16 protein-coding genes are annotated in these 18,887 nt (G+C 38.4%); 7 read left to right on the top strand and 9 right to left on the bottom strand.

Annotation, left to right across the window (positions count from 1 at the left end; genetic code table 11):
• Position 1: 1 nt before the first annotated feature.
• Positions 2–1,144 carry an adenylate/guanylate cyclase domain-containing protein gene (locus tag CYTFE_RS0122595; protein ID WP_027473680.1) on the bottom strand — a complete coding sequence of 381 codons (1,143 nt, stop codon included), beginning with the start codon at positions 1,142–1,144 and terminating at the stop codon, positions 2–4.
• An 815-nt stretch (positions 1,145–1,959) separates the two neighbouring features.
• Between CYTFE_RS0122595 and CYTFE_RS30935 the strand changes: the two genes are divergently transcribed.
• The 3 genes from CYTFE_RS30935 to CYTFE_RS0122580 all read left to right on the top strand — a co-directional run bounded on the left by CYTFE_RS30935 (position 1,960) and on the right by CYTFE_RS0122580 (position 4,997).
• Positions 1,960–3,288: a S9 family peptidase gene (locus tag CYTFE_RS30935; RefSeq protein ID WP_200871169.1), complete on the top strand. Its 1,329-nt coding sequence runs from the start codon at positions 1,960–1,962 to the stop codon at positions 3,286–3,288.
• Positions 3,263–4,132 carry a prolyl oligopeptidase family serine peptidase gene (locus CYTFE_RS30930; RefSeq protein WP_200871168.1) on the top strand — a complete coding sequence of 290 codons (870 nt, stop codon included), beginning with the start codon at positions 3,263–3,265 and terminating at the stop codon, positions 4,130–4,132. The genes CYTFE_RS30935 and CYTFE_RS30930 overlap by 26 nt, the downstream gene beginning before the upstream one ends.
• Positions 4,133–4,310: 178 nt before the next feature.
• Positions 4,311–4,997, top strand: a complete 687-nt coding sequence (locus CYTFE_RS0122580; protein ID WP_027473679.1) for a hypothetical protein — start codon at positions 4,311–4,313, stop codon at positions 4,995–4,997.
• Positions 4,998–5,087: 90 nt separating this feature from the next.
• Here the strand turns inward: CYTFE_RS0122580 and CYTFE_RS0122575 are convergent, their stop codons facing one another.
• From CYTFE_RS0122575 to CYTFE_RS0122540, 8 genes are all read right to left on the bottom strand, one after another.
• Positions 5,088–5,462, bottom strand: coding sequence for a DUF3127 domain-containing protein (locus CYTFE_RS0122575; protein WP_027473678.1), 375 nt, complete (start codon positions 5,460–5,462; stop codon positions 5,088–5,090).
• 19 nt (positions 5,463–5,481) lie between these two features.
• Positions 5,482–5,940, bottom strand: coding sequence for a peptidylprolyl isomerase (locus CYTFE_RS0122570; protein WP_027473677.1), 459 nt, complete (start codon positions 5,938–5,940; stop codon positions 5,482–5,484).
• Between the two features lie 211 nt (positions 5,941–6,151).
• On the bottom strand, positions 6,152–6,958 hold the full coding sequence (locus CYTFE_RS31320) for an FKBP-type peptidyl-prolyl cis-trans isomerase (RefSeq protein ID WP_027473676.1): 807 nt from the start codon (positions 6,956–6,958) through the stop codon (positions 6,152–6,154).
• Positions 6,959–6,974: 16 nt separating this feature from the next.
• A complete protein-coding gene (locus tag CYTFE_RS0122560; RefSeq protein ID WP_027473675.1) occupies positions 6,975–7,559 on the bottom strand; it encodes an FKBP-type peptidyl-prolyl cis-trans isomerase in 585 nt (194 codons plus the stop codon).
• A 234-nt stretch (positions 7,560–7,793) separates the two neighbouring features.
• Positions 7,794–8,213 (bottom strand): hypothetical protein, encoded by a 420-nt coding sequence (locus CYTFE_RS0122555; RefSeq protein ID WP_027473674.1) that lies wholly within the window; start codon positions 8,211–8,213, stop codon positions 7,794–7,796.
• A gap of 171 nt (positions 8,214–8,384) precedes the next feature.
• Positions 8,385–8,906 carry an acetyl-CoA carboxylase biotin carboxyl carrier protein subunit gene (locus CYTFE_RS0122550; protein WP_044211750.1) on the bottom strand — a complete coding sequence of 174 codons (522 nt, stop codon included), beginning with the start codon at positions 8,904–8,906 and terminating at the stop codon, positions 8,385–8,387.
• A 102-nt stretch (positions 8,907–9,008) separates the two neighbouring features.
• A complete protein-coding gene (locus CYTFE_RS0122545; RefSeq protein ID WP_027473672.1) occupies positions 9,009–10,499 on the bottom strand; it encodes an acetyl-CoA carboxylase biotin carboxylase subunit in 1,491 nt (496 codons plus the stop codon).
• An 89-nt stretch (positions 10,500–10,588) separates the two neighbouring features.
• The gene (locus tag CYTFE_RS0122540) at positions 10,589–12,130 is read right to left on the bottom strand and encodes an acyl-CoA carboxylase subunit beta (RefSeq protein WP_027473671.1); all 1,542 of its coding nucleotides are present in this window, start codon (positions 12,128–12,130) and stop codon (positions 10,589–10,591) included.
• A gap of 324 nt (positions 12,131–12,454) precedes the next feature.
• Here CYTFE_RS0122540 and CYTFE_RS0122535 point away from each other — a divergent pair, with 324 nt between their 5' ends.
• From CYTFE_RS0122535 to CYTFE_RS0122520, 4 genes are all read left to right on the top strand, one after another.
• Positions 12,455–12,970: a V4R domain-containing protein gene (locus tag CYTFE_RS0122535; protein WP_027473670.1), complete on the top strand. Its 516-nt coding sequence runs from the start codon at positions 12,455–12,457 to the stop codon at positions 12,968–12,970.
• Positions 12,971–14,497: a PAS domain-containing sensor histidine kinase gene (locus tag CYTFE_RS29145; protein ID WP_052343378.1), complete on the top strand. Its 1,527-nt coding sequence runs from the start codon at positions 12,971–12,973 to the stop codon at positions 14,495–14,497.
• A 239-nt stretch (positions 14,498–14,736) separates the two neighbouring features.
• Positions 14,737–15,810, top strand: a complete 1,074-nt coding sequence (locus CYTFE_RS27775; RefSeq protein ID WP_044211748.1) for an efflux RND transporter periplasmic adaptor subunit — start codon at positions 14,737–14,739, stop codon at positions 15,808–15,810.
• On the top strand, positions 15,807–18,863 hold the full coding sequence (locus tag CYTFE_RS0122520; RefSeq protein ID WP_044211744.1) for an efflux RND transporter permease subunit: 3,057 nt from the start codon (positions 15,807–15,809) through the stop codon (positions 18,861–18,863). The genes CYTFE_RS27775 and CYTFE_RS0122520 overlap by 4 nt, the downstream gene beginning before the upstream one ends.
• The last annotated feature ends 24 nt before the right edge of the window (positions 18,864–18,887 follow it).

Below are 18,887 nucleotides of genomic sequence, written 5' to 3'. Positions count from 1 at the left end.
CCTACCGCAATTGAATATCCAATTTCACATTCACTCCGTACAACTCTACCTCATTTGATTTTCCAGCCAATATTGTTCGATCTATAAATTGCACTTCATAACCATTAGAATCGACGTTCATATGCTCAGCAAACTCTTTAGTCACAATAATTTCCTCTCCGTATTTTTTACATTGTTTTTGTATTCTGGCAGCCGTATTCAGCACATCACCATGAAAAGCTAATTCACTTTTAATTTCACCAACCTGAGCAGCCATCACCCTACCAGAATTGATAGAAGCAGTAAAAATAGGCATCAAACCATACCTTTGTTCAAAATACTCCCGATGCCTCTCCAACTCCGATTTATATAGGAAGAAGAAATCAACGGCTTTCTTAAAATTATCTTTCTTATTCGCATTCCAAGTCACCACTACTTCATCTCCCACATATTGATACACCCTACCATAAGTCAGTAACAAAGGCTCCGATAACATTCTAAAGCAATCCTGAATAAAATCACTATATTTCTGATGCCCCAGTTTTTCAGCAAAAGTAGTCGATGACCTTAAATCTAAAAACATAAATATCAGATTTTCCTCTCTTGGTTTCTGATAATACCCCATCATAACCCTTCCCAGCTTCGCAAAGCCTATTTGATGAAATAATGTATACAACAACTGATTCACATAACTTCCGATGGATAAAACAATTAAAAAGAAAAGGATCGTAGGATTAAACAAAAAACGTCCCAGAGCATGAAAAGCTTCCATGGGTGACAGTTGCCTATCCACCAGATAATGGGCAAAACCAAGCATTACCGCAAAACCAAAAAAAACGATGGCATCCATAAAAATAACAAGTATGGCCAATCGCCTGATATGATATTTACGTATTAAAACAGGGTAAACAAAACGACGCACATACCAGCTCAATATTCCAAAAATAGAAACAACAACTGACGAGAGAAGAACTTCTCCTGCCACAAACTCCATTCCCCGCGTCAAAATACCCTCAATATTGTCACCTTTATTACCCAGTACCCGGACAAAAATAGCTATTCGAATCACCACATTCCAATATATCAAAGTCAGTAACAAATAGGATAAATGATATTTAACCTTTGAAGAGGAATATTTTGATCTCAAAACCGGTGTCCAGTCCATAACTATCGTTTTATAATAAATACAGGTATAACTAAAAAATAAATTACACCCAAATAGGTTTATTAAGCAAGATTATTTTTTTTTACATATTCTTGTTAAAAAAGACAGACAGAATAGACAAAATTGCAACTGAAATATATAAGCGGCACTCCGAAATACCAACTCGGTTTTAACAGCCTAACACATTTATTAGCTCCCCCTTACAATCTGAACGAACACCAAACAACCCAAACAATGTATTAAAACTTCGTCCTAAGAATATAAAGAACAATTCATCAAAAACTTATTGAAGTCAAATACGATACCGTTCTAATAAAAATAAAACAACTTTGGACAGCTGACACAGGACCTTTCTCAGCCCCTTCTAGCAAATTAGCTCACGTCAGATAACAAGAAAGCCACTGTCAAACGTTCTGACAGTGGCTTTCAATCTTTAACCAAACCTAACCCTAAACTATGAGTACGACAAAAATACGTACTGTTTTTATAAATCCAAATATTTTAAGCGTTTTTTTTAAGACACATACAAAATCCCATAAAGGAAAGCCTTATGAAAAGAAAAGAGCCACTGTCAACGTTCTGACAGTGGCTCTCAATCTTTAACCAAACCTAACCCTAAACTATGAGTTGATACAAAGATACCAATATTATCATTAACTCCAAACTAATTGGGTATTTTTTTACTTTAATATTTCTTCGCAAAAACAATATCCCAACAAATATCACTCATAAAAAATAGCATAACAGCATATTAGAAATAACTATTGAATATTCACAAAAAGAAAATATCTTTACATAAAAAATTATTTAATCAAATGAAACAGACACTATTTTTACTGGTGGTTATGACATTCGTCATTAGCTGCACCGTTGAACACAAAAAAAACACCATGATTCCGCAACAACTCCCCCAAGCTCCCCTGGCCGAAAAAAAGGACTCTGCCATTACATTTCATGAGCACACACGTATAGATCCTTACTTTTGGATGCGTTTGACCGATGAACAAAAAAACGCAGAGAATCCGGATGAACAAACACAGAAAGTCCTACAGTATTTGAACGCAGAGAACAATTACACAGATTCGGTCATGCATAACACCAAACAACTGCAAGAAAATCTATTTAATGAAATAGTGAGCCGCATAAAAAAAGACGACGAGTCAGTGCCTTATTTTTCTAATGGATACTGGTATTACGTCAAATACCAAGAAGGCAAGGAATATCCCATATTTTGTAGAAAAAAAGATTCCTTAAACAATCCTGAAATTGTATTTTTAGATGTGAACCAATTGGCAGAGGGTCATGAATATTATGCCATCGGAAGTTTAACCATTTCATTAGACAATAAGATACTGGCCTATGCCGAAGATACTGTCAGCAGAAGAATTTACACGCTTCGTTTTAAAAATATAGAAACAGGAGAAAGCATTCAAGATGAAATCCCCAATGTATCGGCAGGTGGTGCATGGGCCAATGACAACCAAACATATTTTTACACTTCTAAAAACAAAGTTTCTCTTTTGAGTGAAAAAATATGGCGTCATAAATTGGGAGATGATATCACAAAAGATGTCATGGTATATCACGAGAAAGACCCATCGTTTTACCTCGGAGTAGACAAATCCAAATCTGACAAATACATTATTATCGGAGCCAGTAGCACTTTGGTAAGCGACTACCATATTCTAGATGCCAATAATCCTACCGGACAATTTAAACCATTCACTCCCAGAGGTACAGAACACGAATATTACATCAGTCACTTTCAGGATAAATTTTATATTGTAACCAATGATAAGGCAAAAAATTTCAGACTTATGGAAACCCCAGAGGATGCTACTGACATTAGCAACTGGAAAGAAGTAATTCCCCATCGTGATGATGTTCTATTAGAAGGCATAGATATTTTCAAAAACTATTTGGTGGTCAGCGAGCGCAAAAATGCACTAAACCACATCCGCATCATCAATCAAAAAACCAAAGAAGAACATTACCTAAAATTTGAAGAAGATGTATATGTGGCTCAAACCTCCACAAACCCGGAATTCGACACAAATATTTTAAGGTACAGCTATAGCTCCATGACCACTCCCTACTCGACCATCGACTATCACATGGATGGATACCCAAACAAAAGAAGTTAAAAAGGTGAGAGAAGTTGTCGGCGGCCACAATCCACAAGAGTATCGCACCGAAAGACAATGGGCAACAGCACGTGACGGTGTAAAAATTCCAATTTCAATTGTTTATAAAAAAGGAACCAAGTTGGATGGTTCAGCTCCTTTACTACTATATGCATATGGTTCATATGGGGTGACCATTGATCCGGGCTTCAGCTCTACCCGACTAAGTCTGCTGGACAGAGGCTTTGTTTATGCCATCGCCCATATCAGAGGAGGACAGTCCATGGGTCGCGCATGGTATGACGACGGCAAAATGATGAACAAAATAAATACTTTTAATGACTATATTGACTGTAGTCAGTTTCTAATTGAGCAAAAATACACTTCAGCTTCGCACTTATACGCCATGGGAGGAAGTGCCGGAGGATTACTAATGGGTGCTGTTGCAAATATGGCTCCCCAATTATACAATGGCATTATCGCTGCAGTACCTTTTGTGGACGTCATCAACACTATGTTAGACGAAACAATTCCCCTAACAACCAATGAATTTGATGAATGGGGTAACCCCAAAAACAAAGAGGCTTACGAATATATGCTAAAATATTCTCCTTACGATAATGTGAGTACTCAGGACTATCCGAATATGCTAATCACCACAGGGCTGTTCGACTCCCAAGTACAATATTGGGAACCCGCTAAATGGTTAGCCAAGCTAAGAGACACCAAAACAGATGACAATATACTGATCATGCATACCAATATGGAAGCAGGACACGGTGGAGCCTCCGGACGGTTTAAACGATATAGAGAGACTGCACTTGAATACAGTTTTATGCTTATGCTGGAGGGAATTTCTGAATAGTTTAAAATTCATTTCACACAGCCCTTGCGGTCAATAACAACAGAAATAATGGCTTTAGCATTGGTTTCCACAAACCAACTAAAGCCATTATCTTTACCCTGAGAAAATGCATTAGAAAATCTATAACTAAATCATAATGCATCATCCGGATTAAACTGATCTTATCACATATATACCCATGCAAACACTGATCTCATCACCATCCACCAACCAAGCTACAAGCCTTGATTTCTATAAAAGATTAAATTTTTACACCCTGTCTGAATATCCAGCTATTATATCTGACGGTAAATTCCTCATTGAAATCAATACAGACAAGTATGCTAGAACAGGTATCAAAATAATCAACAAAAGTTGGGAAAACGAGATTAATTATCTCTCTGAGCGTTACCCTTCGTTTCCCATAAAAGATGGATATTTGATCAGAGATAACAATGGGGTATGGATTTACCTGATAGAGAGCAAGGAACTGGAAATCACATTCAATACACATCAATCCAGAAGTTATCTAGGTAATTTTATGGGAATAAGCGTAGAAACCACTTCTTTTGAACACTCCATATCCTTTTGGAATACGCTCGGTTTTGTGCAAGTAAGCGGTGCCGCAGAACAAGGATGGATTGTATTGGCTAATTCAGACGGATTCGCCGTAAGTCTTATGCTTCCTTTGAGCTGTCCTCACACATTCACAAACCCGTCGATGACTTTCTTCAACAATGGAAAAAACCTTGAAAACATCAGCAAGATACGCCAATCGAACATTCCCATCAAAGAAGAAATTACAGCTTTTAACCCACAAGGTATTGCCGACAATATTATCATTCAAGATCCGGGTGGATACAACATATTTGTATTTAACGACTAGCATTTCGCCTATCAGTCATCAACCGTTAACTGTAAAAAAAAAGAGGTACAGCTGTAGCTGGTACCCCTTAAATATCTTAAAAGATCAGTTCTAAAAAGGTAGATCTTCCTTATCACCTGCCGGTGGAACTTCAGCCTCAGTATATGGCGGAGGAGGTGTTCCTGGATCAGCAGCAGCTTGCACTTTCTCCAATCTCCATGCTTCCAGATTAGAAAAATAATTCACTTTTCCATCTTTTTCCCACTTACGCCCACGAATATTAAATGAAACCTTTACAGGCTCTCCCAGATTAAAGGGATCAAGTTGCGCACATCGATCCTGCGTTAACTGAAACTTAATATAATCGTTCCAATCAGAGTTACGCTCATTCATCACTTCAATGACAAACTCTCTTTTCTTAAAGGATGCACTAATCGCTTGTTCGTTATCCTTTACAATTAAATTTCCTACTAATTCAAAATTCATCTATCCTGCTTGTAAATGGTTATTCTTCAATAATCTTAATTGTTTCAATTCCATCGCCGGCCTCTATGGCGTCAATCACTTCCAGCCCTTCATATACCATCCCAAAACAGGTATGCATTCCGTCCAGGTGAGCAGTATTATTACGGCTGTGACAAACAAAGAACTGTGAACCACCGGTATTTTTTCCAGCATGTGCCATAGAAAGAACCCCTCTGTCGTGATACTGCTTATCAGCATCCGTCTCACAGTCAATACTATATCCAGGACCACCAGTTCCCACCTTCGGACTACTCATATCTTTTGAGTGAGGACATCCTCCCTGAATCACAAAATCGGGTATGACGCGGTGAAAGGCCAAGCCATCATAAAAGCCGTCCTTGGCTAACTTCACAAAGTTTTCAACTGTTTTAGGTGTTTCCTTTTCATACAAATCCACCTTCATAACACCTTTCTCGGTATGTATTTCTGCTTTAATCATCTTTCAAACGGTTTAAATTCTAATAAAAACAAAGGTACAATTTAAAGTATCAAGTTCAAATGTTAAGGATAAGAGAATTTAATATCTAAGATGAAAGTACAAAGATATATTTATCATAAGGCGCAATACACCACTCTTAGAAACCTTGAAACGCAAAAAAGAGGGACAAGTCCCTCTTTTATCTGAAAATCTAATATTTTAATGGTATGGATTATTTCACAATATCCAATAACTCAACTTCAAAAACCAACAGTTGATTAGGCCCAATCGCACCTTGCCCTTGAGATCCATAGGCTAAGTTTCCTGGGATAAAAAGTTTATATTTTGATCCTGCAGGCATTAACTGTAAAGCTTCGGTCCACCCTTTAATCACCTGTGTTACTCCAAAAGTAGCAGGCTCACCTCTATCCACTGAACTATCAAATACAGTTCCATCCAATAAGGTACCGTGGTAATGTACTTTTACCTTATCCGCAGGAGTAGGTTTTGGACCTTTTCCTTCTTTGATGATCTCGTACTGTAGGCCACTGGCAGTAGTAACTACATTGGCTTTTTTTCCATTCTCAGCCAAAAATGCTTCCCCTGCCTTTTTGTTTTCAAATCCGGGCATTCCTGGTTGCATATTTTTACGTTCCTGTGCTGCCTGATAAGAGCTTTGCAAAAAGGCATTGGCTCCTTGCTGATCAAAAACAGCACCATCTTCTCCCAAAAGCGTATTGATAAATCCAGCTTTCATCACATCCCAAGAAATACTATCGAAACTTTTCGATAAACCATCTCTCATTTCTTGCGAAAACTCTGCATTAACATAAACAGACGCCAACCCTCTGGCATCAATAGAATCAAATGGTCCTTTAGCTTGCTGACTCATTTGAGACGCATTTAAATAACCTAAGGCATAACTGACACTGTCTGCCTCGTTTTTAAGCTCCACTTTCTTTACACTGGGGGCTTGAGTACAAGAAACAGCCATTACTGCCACTGCACCTAGACCTAAAATAAGATTTTTTATTTGCATGGTTTATTGTGTATGATTAAACAATTTCTAATAATTCTACTTCAAATATTAAAGTAGTATGAGGTGGAATATCTTGTCCTGCACCTTGCTCACCATAAGCCAGATTAGAAGGAACAAATAATTTCCACTTGGACCCCAATGGCATTAACTGAAGAGCTTCTACCCATCCTGCAATAACACCATTCACGGGGAATACAGCTGGCTCACCGCGTTGAACCGAACTATCAAACACCTTACCATCCAATAGGGTTCCATGATAATGACATTTTACATTGTCTGCGGCTGTTGGTTTAGCTCCACTTCCTTCGTTTACAACTTCATACTGTAATCCACTCTCCAAGGTCACAACACCCTCTCTTTTAGCATTTTCTGCCAAAAAATCCTGTCCTGCTTTTATGTTTGCTTCAAACTGTTTACTTTGCAATGCTGTAAAAAACTCATTGATAATTTGATTCGCCTCCTCAGGAGTAACCTCCGGTTTTGTACCTTCTAACTGGTGCTTCACTCCCCTTGCAAACGATTCATAATCTAGCTCACCAACACCTGAATTTTGAAGGTTTCCGGCAATGCTTAATCCTAACGAATAACTTAACTTTTCCATTTATTCTTATACCTATTTTTTTAAACGATGGCGAATATAGGCTTTTAGTAGATGGAAAACAAACGGTACAAAATTCTTTAACCCACGTTTAACGAATTAACTTAGAGGACATGGAGTATAGTACAGCGGTCTACACAAAAGAAATAAGAAGGTATATTTCACTAACAAGTGAGAGACGCACCTACCAAAAAAATCCCAACGAAGACGATCTTCATTGGGATGGAATAATTTTTTTTAACCGAAAATTAAAACAGCAAGAACAACGACGGCCACACCTAAAATAAGATTGATCGTATTTATTTTACTCACTGCAACAAAGGCATCTGGGCTGGGATTTTTTTTGGCTTTTTTTGCTTGGATACTAAGTAAAACCAAAACAACCAACAAAACCACAACAATAATTAACTTGGTTACCAGTAGTGGCATGCTTCCCAAAGCAGCCCAATATGGAGTCATCAGATACCCTCCAGTTATCACCAACAGGGTTAAACCAGTCTTTCCCAAATAATTAAGGGACAACAGGGCTGTTTTTACTTTTATTTTCCCTTCCTGGTCTAATTTATCAGCCACTCTACTTAGCACAAAAGCCGAAAGCGCAGCTCCAATAAAAGTAGCTACAGACAATAAATGTATAATTAACATGGGGTTTCTCATCGTTGTATTTTTATATGTTTAGATCAATAAAACCATGTTAAAGAGAAATTGTTTAAAAGCCATTTCTATTACATCCCGATCACCAGCTATCTAACACAGCTAAAAAAGTTTCTCCACAGATCAGGCTAAACGCTTCACATGCAATCCTCGTATATGTTTATACAATACTATTTATTTCTCAGGATCTACATCAAACAACATCTGATCCTTCATCACGGTATCTTCTGCCTTCACCTGAATACTCTTAATAATTCCATTTACAGGACTTACAATTTCGTTCTGCATTTTCATAGCTTCCAATATCAACACCGGCTCTCCCTTATGAACTTCCTGCCCTTCACTCATAAGCACAGCCACTATCTCGCCAGGCAATGGCGCATTAATTTTTGCTATTTTCTTTCCTGAGTTTTTAGCCAACTTTTCTTTCCGTTTACTGGCCAGCTCAGTATCCACTGTAAAGTGATAAGTATTACCATTAATTACCACCGAAACCTCATTTTGTTTAAGATCAAGAACCTCTCCCACATGCGATTTACCATTGATCTTTATTAAAAACTCATCGTTTTCAATATCCTCAATATCAATGGTAGTACGCCGATTATTTATCTTATGCAGTTTATTATCCCGTACCTGAATATTTACTTTTTTATCGCCGCTTAGCGTATAATTTTTGGTATGATGTATCAATTTCATAATTACTTAAAATTAAGACGCAAAAAAATACCGAAAAAGCTACGTGGTATACTTATTTTTAAAAACACCACCTTACTTTTTTCCAATATTCATTGATCTATTTTACCCTTTTATCTTTTTACTCATCGCCCAGGCAGACACCTGTTTATTGTCCAGTTCTCCCGAATTAATTTTAGCCTGTTCCTTCAAATAAGCTTCCATAGCCAAGGCGGCCGCAGCAATAATTTCATTATCCTCTTGAAAATAACTCTGTTCCAAGTCCTTATCAATAAAAGATGTGGTATAATTGCCCTTTATAAACGATGGTGTTTGCATTACCTGCTTAAAAAAAGGCAAGGTTGTCTTCACACCCTTAATAGTAGTACTATTTAAAACAGTACGAGCGTTTTTGATGGCCTCATTCCTGGTTTTACCCGTAATAATAAGTTTGGCCACCAATGAATCAAAGCTAGACACAACCACCTTACCGGTCTGATAACCGGAATCACAGCGCAAATACTTTTTATTAGGTATATCCATCTGTTCAATCAATCCAGTTGAAGGGGCAAATCCAGCCTGTACGTCTTCGGCATTCACGCGAAGTTCTATGGCCCATCCATTAATTTGTATATCATCCTGTTTCAGACTAAGCTCCTCTCCCTGAGCCACTCTGATTTGTTGTTCAATAATGTCCACCCCCGTTATTTCTTCGGTAACAGGATGTTCCACCTGTACACGAGTATTCATCTCCATAAAATAATGATTCAACTCGTCGTCCAACAAAAACTCCACGGTACCTGCGCTATAATAGTTAGTCGCTTTACAAATCTTCACCGCATCGGCACCTATTTTCTGTCGTAATTCTTCGGTCAAGGCAGCCGATGGAGCCTCCTCCAATAACTTTTGATGCTTACGCTGTATACTACATTCCCGTTCATAAAGATGAATAATATTTCCATGCTTATCGGCCAACACCTGAAACTCAACATGACGAGGATTCTCCACATATTTCTCAATCAACATGGAGTCATTGTCAAATAGTGATTTTGCCTCATTGGTAGCAAGCTTAAACATCAAAGGAAGCTCTGTTTTTTTACGAACCACCCGCATTCCCTTACCTCCTCCTCCGGCCACAGCTTTCAGTATAATAGGGTAACCAATATCTTTGGCTGTAATTTCAGCTTCTTCCAAAGTAGTAATAACGCCTTTACTACCCTGTAATACAGGAATCTTATTCTTCACAGCCATATCGCGTGCCATTCCCTTATTACCCATTTGATTAATGGCTTTTGACGAAGGTCCGATAAAAATGATATTATTACGCTCACATTCACGCGGTAAAAATGGATTCTCCGACAAAAAACCATACCCAGGATGTATCGCATCAATCTTATAATGTAATGCTGTTTCTATTAGCTTATCAATATTAGTATAAACATTAATAAAAGAATTATCAGACACATCGATCACCTCATCGGCATGATCTAAATGCAAGGCATTGGGTTCGTGATGCGACATAAACATATAGGTTTTTATACCCATACTTTTAGCCGTCCGGGCTATTCTGATCGCTATTTCTCCACGATTGGCAATTAAAATCGAGTTAATTTTCATGATTTTTATCCTATCCGGAATCAAGTATCAAAAGCCAGTATAATCGCTACCTAAACTTTTACACCATACTACCTGATCCTATGATTTAATTATAATGGTATATTCCCGTGTTTACGTATCGGGTTCTGTTCAACTTTGTTTTCAAGCAAGGCAAAAGCATTGATAATAACCTGCCGCGTTTCAGAGGGATCAATCACTTCATCAATATATCCCTTTTCATCGGCCACATATGGATTGGCCACATTATCCTTGTAATCGGCAATCAATTTACGCTTTAATTCTTCGGGATCCTTTGCACTGGCCAATTCCTTTCTATTTAATATTTTAACAGCTCCTTCAGGTCCCATAACTGCCACCTGAGCCGTTGGCCATGCAAAATTAAAATCACCCCCCATATTCTTACTATTCATTACAATATAGGCACCTCCAAAAGCTTTTCGTAGAATAACCGTAACCTTAGGCACTGTAGCCTCCGCAAAGGCATACAACAACTTGGCTCCATGCATAATAATTGCATTCTGCTCCTGACTTTTTCCTGGCATAAATCCAGGAACATCTTCCAACACCAACACAGGAACATTAAAAGAATCACAAAAACGCACAAAACGCGCTGCCTTTTTGGATGCATTGATATCAAGGCAGCCGGCCATTACTTTGGGCTGATTAGCCACCACTCCAATAACCTGATTATTTAAACGAGCAAGACCTATCACTATATTTTGCGCATGCTTTTCCGCAATCTCAAAAAACGACCCCTTATCCACAATCAAGCGAATCACATCCACCACGTCGTAAGGCTTATTGGGGTCATCTGGTAATAATAAGGAAAGTTTCTCAGGTTTCCCAGGCTCAATATCTTCGTCCCGTTTTACTGGCGGATGTTCCACATTATTAGAAGGCAGATAACTCAGGAGCTTCTTAACCCCCATCAAGGTATGCTCTTCATCATTAAAAATCATATCTGCCACACCACTCTCCGTAGCGTGCACTTCGGCTCCTCCAAGATCCTCGAAGGTCACATCTTCATTTAATACTTCCTTGACCACTTCCGGCCCCGTAACAAACATATATGAAGTATCTTTGGTCATAAACCTAAAATCGGTGAGTGCTGGAGAATAAACAGCACCTCCTGCTGCAGGTCCCAGAATAACAGATATCTGTGGAATAACACCTGAACTCTTAACATTCTGCATAAAAATACCGGCATATCCTGCTAAACTAGCTACACCCTCCTGTATACGAGCGCCTCCTGAATCGATAAGGCCAATGATAGGATGCCCCATCTTTAACGACATCTCTTGCACTTTTTGTATTTTACGAGCATGAACAGTTCCCAATGAACCTCCCATAAAGGTAAAATCCTGTGCAAACAAAAATACTTTACGCCCGTTGATGGTTCCGTAGCCTACAATAACACCATCACCATACTTTTCTTCATCTTCTCTTCCCAAAGGTTTAACAAAGGCATCTATTTCTCGAAAACTGCCCTCATCCATCAAAAAATCAATTCTCTCTCTGGCTGTCAGTTTTCCTTTGGCATGTTGTTTCGAATAATATGCCTCGTCATATTGACCCCGAAGACGTTCGTTTCGCAAATGAAACTTCTTAAATGGAATCCTATTGTCATTCATAGGTATATACTTAATTGATAGTTATTTTGACGGCCATAGATATCCTTTTCCCACAACCGAAATTAATTAAGAAATCCGTTAAATAATAAATATTCTACGTGTGTTTAATCTGTTTAATGTAGTAGTAACACCAAACTATTCTCATTTGTTTATCTTCAGTCATTATTGACAAAACAATAAAATTGTTTAGTTGAGAAAATATGAAGATAACAATCCTGGTGCTATTCAAATCATTTTCAAAGAATAAAATACTTTTAATCTACTTTTTTACAAGGATAAGTGAGTTTTTGCGTTATTTTTGTGCAAAATTTAATTTGGGAGACAATGGAACCAATTTCCTATAGTTTTAAATGGTCTGACCTTGGCGATATTGAGCTGGGAAGGCCCAATTTAGGCAATAGCACAAGTGTTGTAACATACAGACTTATGCAATATTCCTTACGGAATGTGTTAGAAATGGAGCTGGGAAAAGAAGCCACCCAACATTTTTTTTACAAAGCAGGATATATTGCAGGCATAGAGTTTTGTACCCATGCACTGGATATAAAAAAAGAATTTTACGACTTTATTGCGGACTTACAAAAGGCACTTAAAGAACTAAACTCAAGCATCTTGAGAATTGAAAAAACAGATTTAGAGAATCAACAATTCACACTGGTTTTGTCCGAAGATTTAGATTGCTCCGGCTTGCCCATTACGGATGCAACCACCTGCGATTTTGACGAAGGTCTTTTGGCCGGCATATTCAAGGCCTATACAGGAAATGAATTTAGTGTTACAGAGGTGGATTGCTGGAGCACAGGTGCCAGAGTTTGCCGCTTTGAAATAAATATAAAATAAATGACATCACCGAATTTGAAGCAACGGCTTACTCAAATAGTAAATAGCATTGCAAAAGGAGAGTATACCAAAGCTTCGCTCTATGACATACAAACAGAAGTTGAACAACTACCTGATGGTGACGATAAAACCCTTTTTAATTCCATCCTAACCTTATCGCAAAAAAACAACGAATCAAAAAACTATATCGAAGAATTATCCAAAGGCAATATACAAACAACACCCCCCACAAATAACCAGTGGGTATCTGCATACAAACAACTTCATGCCAATTTAAACCACTTGGTTTGGCAAATACAAAGAATTGCGGAAGGCGATTTAAATCAAAACATAGACTACCTGGGCGATCTATCATTATATTTTAATAAATTAATCTACTCCCTGAAAGAAAAAGATCAATTTGAACGCGCTCTCAAAAAAAGCGAACAAAAATTTAAAACCATTATTGAAACCTCTCCGGATGGAATTGCCATCACCAATTTAAAAGGAAAGGTACAATATGTTACTTCTAAAATAGTCTCCCAATGGGGCTATTCTTCTCCCGACGAAATTATTCAAAGAAACGTACTGGAGTTTATACACCCCAAGTACCACGAAAAAGCGACTTATTTTATTGGAGAAATGATAAAAGGAAATCTTTCGGGAGCAGTGGAGTTATTAATGGTTCGCAAAAATGGCACACATTTTTACAGCGAGATCAATTCAAATGTCCTCTGTGACGAAAACGACACACCCATAGGCGTACTTTACATAGAACGTAACATCACACAACGAAAGGAAATAGAGGAACTCATCTCTCAACAGATAGACCAACTATCAAAACTAAACGCTTCAAAAGATAAATTTTTCAAAATCATTGCTCATGACCTAAAAAACCCTTTTAATGCATTATTGGGCTTATCCAAACTTTTGGTAGAAAATGTGGCAGAAAATGATGTGGAAAACATACAAAAATACGCCCAATCTATAAACGAAGCCGCAGATCAAACCTACCATTTATTAGAAAACCTTTTAGAATGGTCACAACTGCAATCCAACGGATTAAAACCCAAACCAGCCATTTTTAAAGCCTCTGATATTATATACAGGGTTGTGGCACAATACAAGCCAATGGCTCTATCAAAAAATATAGCTTTACATTTCCATATAAATTCCAACCAAGCATTATGGGCCGACCAGGACATGATTGCCACTGTACTTCGTAACATGATTTCCAATGCACTCAAATTTACCAGTCCCCAAGGCCAGGTAAAAATTACGGCCCAACAAGTCAAATACCACATGCAGTTTGAGGTATCAGACACCGGCATTGGCATAAAAAAAGAAGATATCTGCCAGCTATTTAAGATAGACAACAAGCTAACTCAAATGGGCACGGCCAACGAAACAGGAACTGGTTTAGGACTTATCCTTTGCAAAGAATTTATCAAAAAGAACAATGGCCGCATATGGGTAGAGAGCAAACTAGGTAAAGGCAGCCGATTTATATTTACAGTTCCCCTCAAGCTAGTTTCTTCCCTTTCATAAATAATTGAAATTATAAATCCACATACGCATCCACAGGCAAGAACGCATCATTAACATTTATAAATACTTATATCCTATTTTTTAACAGCCCTCCAAGCATTCTCCATCCGATAAAGTCATCATTTACTTCAATCAAATATTTAACCATTTCATTTTATTAAAACATTATAAGTAATTGTTCAAATCGTATATTTGTAGCCTCATAAAACTGTCATAATATAAAATCTAAAATAATAAAAATGAAAAGTAAAAGTTTATGGCTATCCTTACTGCTAACGACAGCCGTAGTGTTTACATCGTGCGGAGACAAATCCTCAACGGAACAAGAGGAAAATGTAAAATATGTAAAATCAACGGAGGCACTTCCCATAGACGGAAGCAGTAAACTAATTTACAACGGTGTAGTTAAGGAAAACCGACAAGTTACATTATCATTTAAAGTTGGGGGTCCGGTTCAGGAATTATCCGTTGATGCTGGTGACTATGTTCAAAAAGGACAAATACTGGCTCGCATCGACAAGCGCGATTATAGGGTGAAAGTACAAGCGACCGAGGCTCAGTACAAACAAGCAAAAGCAGAGTACGAAAGATATCAGGAGCTTTATGAGCGCAAAAAACTGCCTAAAAACACATTAGACAAATTAGAAGCCGGTTTTCTAATGGCTAAAAGCCAATACGAAGCGGCAGCAAATGCACTGTCTGACACTGATTTAAAAGCTCCTTTTTCTGGATACATCAACAAAAAAATGATAGAAAACTACCAAACAGTTGGAGCGGGTCAGCCCATTGTTGAATTACTTGACTTCTCCAATTTAGAAGTTGTTGTAAGTATTCCTGAAGGTCAGATCAACGAAATGAGTGAAGTAGCCAGGATCACATGTGATATACGTAATGCTAACCTGTTCAATATTCCTGCTAAAATAAAAACCATCAGTAAAAAGACCGGTGACGACAGCATGTTTGAAGCGAAAATACTTTTGGATGCCGACAGCCTAGATATGGTTAAACCTGGCATGGTAGCTAAAGTAAAGGTAATACAAAAAATAAGCGAAAACGCAGGGCTACTTGTACCAGTAGAGGCCGTATTTGCCCAAGCCGGAAAACAATATATTTGGGTAATAGACCGTGATATGAGTGTCAAAAAACATGAGGTTACAGCATCCAAAATTCATGGAGATGGCTTAATGGAAATTAAAAGTGAAATTAAAACAGGTGAAAAAGTAGTAACAGCCGGCGTTCATTCTTTAATAGAAGGCCAAAAAGTAAAAATTTTACCTAAAAAATCTGCTACTAACATCGGAGGTTTGCTATGAGTAAAGGAACATTAGAAAAAGTATTAAACCAAAAGGCCTTTATCACAGCCTTTTTGTTTGCTGTATTTTTTGGAGGGTTTTTAGCCTTTGACGGTTTAGGAAAACTTGAAAATCCTGAAATACCAGTTAAATCAGCTGTTGTTATAACACCTTACCCTGGTGCTTCCGCTGCGGAAGTAGAACTAGAGGTTACGGATGTTTTAGAAAAAGCAGTTCAAAAACTGGAGAATATCGACTTTGTCGAATCTCGCTCAGTGGACGGCATGTCAGAAATAACGATCAACGTTGACGACAATGTACGAACACCACAAATGCCACAATTATACGATCATTTGCGCAGAAAAATAAACGATGCCAAAGGTTCATTACCTGCAGGCGCTAATGATCCCATTGTGATGGATGACTTTGGTGATGTGTATGGCATCTTTATTTCCGTCAGTGCAGATGGCTACTCTTATAGCGAACTGAATGACTATGTGGAATACATCAAAAGAGAACTATTATTGGTAGACAATATCCGAAGAATAGAAATCTTCGGACAACAAACCGAAACCGTAGATATCAAATTCTCTACCGAAAAGTTCGCACAACTGGGCATTAACCCCATGCTTATTGTTCAAGCCATCAATGACCAATCGAGCACTGTTAATCCGGGAAGCGTAGTGGTTGGTACTGAACGAATCCGACTAAGTCTGGGCGCCAAATTTAAAAGTATCGATGACATCAAAAACCTACTGGTTCAACTTCCTGGTGGTGGTTCTTTTGTCTTAGGTGAAATTGCAACTGTAGAGAGAAGCTTTTATACTCCTAAGCGAAGTGGACTTAAATACAATGGAAAGAATGCAATGTCCTTAGCTGTATCCGTAGAAAGCAAAGTAAACGTTGTAAAGATTGGAGAGATATTTGACAACAAAATTGCTGAAATCCAAAAAGATCTGCCTGTCGGCATTGAAATTAACAAAGTCTACTTCCAGCCAGAGAGGGTTAGCATTGCCATCAATGGCTTTATGATCAACCTAATAGAATCGGTACTAATTGTGATCATTGTGCTTTTATTTGCCATGGGACTTCGTTCTGGTCTGCTAATCGCCAGTGGCCTAATATTTACCATACTTGGTACTTTTATTGTCATGGAGGCAGTAGGCATAGAACTACAACGCGTATCGTTGGCTGCTATCATTGTGGCCATGGGTATGTTGGTCGATAACGCAATCGTAATTGCGGATGGCATTCTGATAGATCTCAAATCAAGTATGGATCGAAAAAAGGCCTTTATCAATACGGCACAGAAAACAGCCATACCTCTATTGGGGGCAACAGTCATTGCCATCCTAGCCTTTATGCCTCTGGGATTCTCCCCTGGTGCCGCAGGAGAATTCTTGAAATCTTTGTTTTATGTACTTGCAATATCACTATTCTTAAGTTGGGTATTTGCTATGATTCAAACACCTTACATGGCCAGTTGGTTTTATAAAAAACAAAGTGCAAAAAAACAAGACGAAAATGAAGACCCATACAATAATGGTATCTATAGATGGTTTAAAAACGTATTAAAACAGATGTTATGGCACAAAACAGTTTTTATTATCGTAACCACCATACTATTATTTGTATCTCTATGGTCCTTTAAATTTGTTAGGCAAGAGTTTATGCCAGGACTAGACTATCCTCAATACGTAATTGAATATTGGTTACCACAGGGTAGCGATATTTATCAGGTAGAGAGAGATCTTGATCAGGTTTATGAGGATCTAAAAGATTGGGAGGGAGTTGAAAACATCACAATCGCCTTGGGACAAACACCAGCCCGTTACACACTTTTACGCCCCATGAACACAAGCAACAATAACTACGGAGAGTTAATTGTTGACGCCGAAGATTTTGAAACAGCGCAAAAAACAGCGGCTGAGATTATACCATTTTTACAGCAAAAATATCCACAGGCTTTTGTAAGATCAAGAACGTACAGCCCAATATTTAGCGAATATCTGGTAGAAGCCAAATTCACAGGGCCCGATCCTGCGGTATTACATGATTTGGCAGAACAAGCCAAAGAAGTTATGCGCGCCAGTCCCCTGGCACAAATCGTAACAGACAACTGGAAAAACCAGTCGAAGATACTTACACCTGAATATTCTATTGATCAGGCACGCTTAACAGGAATCACGAGAAGCAACGTGGCCAATTCCTTAGCTATAGCTTCCAATGGTTTACCGGTAGGTGCACTGTATCAGGGTGAAGATATGCTTCCCGTCATACTCAAAATGGAAGAACCCATTGGTAAGCATGTGGAGAACATCGCATCCGTACCCGTTTGGGGCAATACCATGAACAGCACACCCCTGGGGCAAGTTATTGATTCTGTGAAGGTAAGCTGGCAAAATGGAACCATCCGACGTTACGATGGCATCAGAGCTATCAAAGCACAATGTAATCCCGTTGATGGAGTGACTGCTCCCGAACTGTGGACCTCCGTTAGCAAAGGTGTGGAAGCCATTGAACTACCACATGGTTATCAGCTGGAATGGCTAGGCGATCACAAGGATAGTGCAGAAGCCAATGAAAACCTGTTCTCGTTGCTGCCCCTTGCGATCGGACTAATGGTACTTATCATCATATTACTGTTCAACAATTTAAAACAACCCATGATAGTGATGGGAGTTGTACCTCTGGCATTAGTTGGGGTAGCACTTGGTCACCACATTATGTCTACGCCATTTGGTTTTATGGGCATCATTGGTACACTGGGACTCATTGGTATGATGATAAAAAATGCCATTGTACTACTCGATGAAATAAACTTTGAGATAAACAACGGCGTAGATCAGCTAAATGCCATTATCAACTCTGCTGTATCCAGGATGCGTCCTGTTATGATGGCTTCATTAACAACCATTTTAGGTATGATACCTTTGCTATTTGACGTTATGTTTAAAGGTATGGCAGTGGCAGTTATGTTTGGTCTCTTGATCGGATCACTGGTTACCCTACTGGTAGTACCCGTATTGTATGCCATCCTCTACAGAGTGAATACCAAAACATTACACGACTAAACCATGATTACAACAAAATATGCA

Source organism: Saccharicrinis fermentans DSM 9555 = JCM 21142, from assembly GCF_000517085.1.
Taxonomy (GTDB): Bacteria; Bacteroidota; Bacteroidia; order Bacteroidales; family Marinilabiliaceae; genus Saccharicrinis; species Saccharicrinis fermentans.
The sequence above is the reverse complement of the archived record's forward strand: the minus strand, read 5'-3'. Positions and strand labels throughout refer to the sequence as shown.

Coding starts and splice junctions, on each gene's coding strand:
- CYTFE_RS0122575 (WP_027473678.1), bottom strand. CDS start 5,462: ATGAATTTTGAATTAGTAGGAAATTTAATTGTAAAGGATAACGAACAA.
- CYTFE_RS0122570 (WP_027473677.1), bottom strand. CDS start 5,940: ATGATTAAAGCAGAAATACATACCGAGAAAGGTGTTATGAAGGTGGAT.
- CYTFE_RS0122555 (WP_027473674.1), bottom strand. CDS start 8,213: ATGAGAAACCCCATGTTAATTATACATTTATTGTCTGTAGCTACTTTT.
- CYTFE_RS29145 (WP_052343378.1), top strand. CDS start 12,971: ATGACATCACCGAATTTGAAGCAACGGCTTACTCAAATAGTAAATAGC.
- CYTFE_RS0122595 (WP_027473680.1), bottom strand. CDS start 1,144: ATGGACTGGACACCGGTTTTGAGATCAAAATATTCCTCTTCAAAGGTT.
- CYTFE_RS0122540 (WP_027473671.1), bottom strand. CDS start 12,130: ATGAATGACAATAGGATTCCATTTAAGAAGTTTCATTTGCGAAACGAA.
- CYTFE_RS30930 (WP_200871168.1), top strand. CDS start 3,263: ATGGATACCCAAACAAAAGAAGTTAAAAAGGTGAGAGAAGTTGTCGGC.
- CYTFE_RS27775 (WP_044211748.1), top strand. CDS start 14,737: ATGAAAAGTAAAAGTTTATGGCTATCCTTACTGCTAACGACAGCCGTA.
- CYTFE_RS0122550 (WP_044211750.1), bottom strand. CDS start 8,906: ATGAAATTGATACATCATACCAAAAATTATACGCTAAGCGGCGATAAA.
- CYTFE_RS31320 (WP_027473676.1), bottom strand. CDS start 6,958: ATGCAAATAAAAAATCTTATTTTAGGTCTAGGTGCAGTGGCAGTAATG.
- CYTFE_RS0122545 (WP_027473672.1), bottom strand. CDS start 10,499: ATGAAAATTAACTCGATTTTAATTGCCAATCGTGGAGAAATAGCGATC.
- CYTFE_RS30935 (WP_200871169.1), top strand. CDS start 1,960: ATGAAACAGACACTATTTTTACTGGTGGTTATGACATTCGTCATTAGC.
- CYTFE_RS0122535 (WP_027473670.1), top strand. CDS start 12,455: ATGGAACCAATTTCCTATAGTTTTAAATGGTCTGACCTTGGCGATATT.
- CYTFE_RS0122560 (WP_027473675.1), bottom strand. CDS start 7,559: ATGGAAAAGTTAAGTTATTCGTTAGGATTAAGCATTGCCGGAAACCTT.
- CYTFE_RS0122580 (WP_027473679.1), top strand. CDS start 4,311: ATGCAAACACTGATCTCATCACCATCCACCAACCAAGCTACAAGCCTT.
- CYTFE_RS0122520 (WP_044211744.1), top strand. CDS start 15,807: ATGAGTAAAGGAACATTAGAAAAAGTATTAAACCAAAAGGCCTTTATC.